This is a genomic window from Flavobacterium sp. (assembly GCF_044369455.1).
Classification (GTDB): domain Bacteria; phylum Bacteroidota; class Bacteroidia; order Flavobacteriales; family Flavobacteriaceae; genus Flavobacterium.
In genome coordinates, this window is the sequence record NZ_JBIPLW010000082.1 from 1 (window position 1) to 2524 (window position 2524).

General features: G+C 48.3%; 2 protein-coding genes. Both read left to right on the forward strand.

Annotated features, from left to right (window positions below):
- On the forward strand, positions 1-603 hold a 603-nt coding region (locus tag ACIQ2L_RS14545; RefSeq protein WP_396160113.1), incomplete at its 5' end, for an exosortase/archaeosortase family protein.
- A gap of 71 nt (positions 604-674) precedes the next feature.
- On the forward strand, positions 675-2524 hold a 1850-nt coding region (locus tag ACIQ2L_RS14550), incomplete at its 3' end, for a GumC family protein (protein WP_396160115.1).

The following is a 2524-nucleotide window of genomic DNA, read 5'->3' on the forward strand; positions in this document are numbered from 1 at the left end:
TTCATGGAGTTTCTTGAAGGCTGGTCTATTGTTCCATGGCTTGGTGGGTGCGTGGCTTTGTTATTGGGTCCGCGTGCTCTTGCGTGGGCGGCGCCTGCAGTTCTTTTTCTTTTGTTTATGGTCCCTCTCCCATTCCAGGTTGAAACTCTATTAAGTTGGAAGTTGCAATCGTTGGTAACGATTCTTTCGTCAGCCGTTTTAAGAATCCTTGGTTTCTCTGCGGTATCGGAGGGGAATACGATTTGGATTGGTCAGTCTCAGATGTTGGTGGAAGAAGCATGTTCAGGTCTTCGCATCTTTGTTGGCATGGCCGCTTTTGCTTTCTTTTGGGTGACTCTCATTCGACGCGCTTGGATTGACAAATTTGTCCTTATCGCCTCTGTCATTCCTTTATCCCTAATAGCTAATTGTGTGCGAAGTGTCATCGTTTGCATCTCCTATTATTGGTTTGACGTTCGCTTGGCAAATAGGATACATGACTGGGCTGGGATTTTCATGATTGGGCTGGCGGCCTCGTTAGTGTGGATGGTCAAGCAGTATTGGGAGCGATTGTATCATCCAGCCTGGGTTTCCATTCCTGCGAATCGTTCGATGGTCCATTGACAAGATATTCTCTCAGTGGGATCCGCACATAATTATTCCAATGATCCATTGTTTGAGCAAAATGAAGAGCCATGAATAATAGAAAATTGACAGCAACAGGGTTGGAAAATAAGGACCCGCGGCACGACCGTATATTTGATCCCTGGCTTTATGTAGACACCATCCGGCGAAATTGGCGGTGGGCAATGCCCTTGGGGATTGTCATAGCGTCCTTAGTTTCGGGGTTCGTTTATTGGAGGTTCGTTCCTGAGTATTTAGCATCGCATCTTCTGGAAGCGAATCGGGACTTTGTTGTTTTTCAGAGCGTTATGCAAGGCCATTCAGACCTTTTGCAAAACGAACGGCCGCTGATTGAAAACCACCTCGTGCTGTCTCCCGTGCTGTCGGATCCCAAGATATGTGAAGCCCCCAGCTTAAGGGATATTCATTCGCGAGAAATGAATATTCGCCGCAATTTGAGCTTGAGCGATGTGGGCTCAAAAACGTTGATGCGTGTTTCCTATAAAGACACCGAACCCGTTGCGGCCGCTAGTGTTTGCAACGCCATTGTTCGGTCCTACTTGCAGCAGCGCCAACGTTTCGATGACCGGCGCATTTCGGATCTCGAGGGTTGGTTGCAGCCAGCTCTAAAGCTTTGGCAGGATGAAGTCGAGCAGCATCGGGAGCGGATCGTCAGTTTGAGCAAGCGAGCCAAGGGTTTCGATCCTTTTCAGGAAACAACACGTCTCAATACCGACGCGACCTACCTGACCAGTTTGCGTGATGAATTGAGTTTATTACGATCAAATGAAGCAGTAATCGAAGCGGAACTCCTGATGTTAAAGGATGCCCTGTCTAAACCCGGTGAAAATGAGCCTATCGATCTCGATCCGATGACTTTTGAAGCCCTAGTGAAAGAAAATGAAGAGGTCGCTACAGCAAGCCGATTGCTGAGTGAGAAGAACGAGGAAATGCGAATGATGGAAAAGTCGGATCTCGTACGAACTCGACAGGTATGGTACGAGACACTGAAGAAAGATATGGCCGTACTGGAGAACCAACTGAGCTCAGCAAAGCTTGCAGCTCGCCCGATGGTCCTTTCCAAGTGGCGAGAGTCGGCCGTGGTAGCGAAAACAGCCGAATTAACGCGGACAAGAACGCGACGGGACGTGATCGAAAGCAATTTCAAAGCCGAAGAGGAACGTCTTTCTAAATTCGCTGGTGAGACTGCTGAGCTTTACTTTGCACAGCAAAAGTATCTGCAGGCGCGCAACATATTGGAACGTCTCAACGAACGAACAGCGTCTGTGCGTACGGAACGACAAAAAAGCAGCACCATTCAAACGCTGGCAGAGGCACAAACGCCGACGGTCCCAATCGAGTCTGTTCCATGGAAAAAAATCGTCCTGTATGCCGCAGCCTCCTTCAGTATGCCATTCGTATTGGCGTTCTTCTTGGAATTGCAATTGAAACGAATCTCCCAATCGGATTCGTTGGAGGGTGGAAAAGCAATCCCCGTTTTGGGCGAAGTTGTCATGTTGCCAAGCCACTCGGGGTCGGCAAAGAAGCAGCGAGCCTATGATGAAAGTATCGAAAGTTTACGCGCAAACTTTATTCTCTCTGATCCAGGAAATACCCAAACTTTAGTGATTGCAAGTAGTATGCCTGGCGAGGGGAAGAGTACTCTTGCAACTCACCTGGCGATTTCTTTGTCAAAGATGGGTGATGGTCGTGTTTTGCTGATCGATGCTGATTTTCGAAGTCCGGATCAACATCATTTATTCGGTTTACAAATGTCGGAGGGACTGGCTGGAGTACTCCGCGGAAGCGTAACTCTTGACGAAGCAATCGACACGAGCTTGGGAGAACAATTGCACATTCTGACTGCCGGCGAGATTCGTAAGGATCTCGCTAGAATCGTCTCGAAGGAACGAATTGAAAA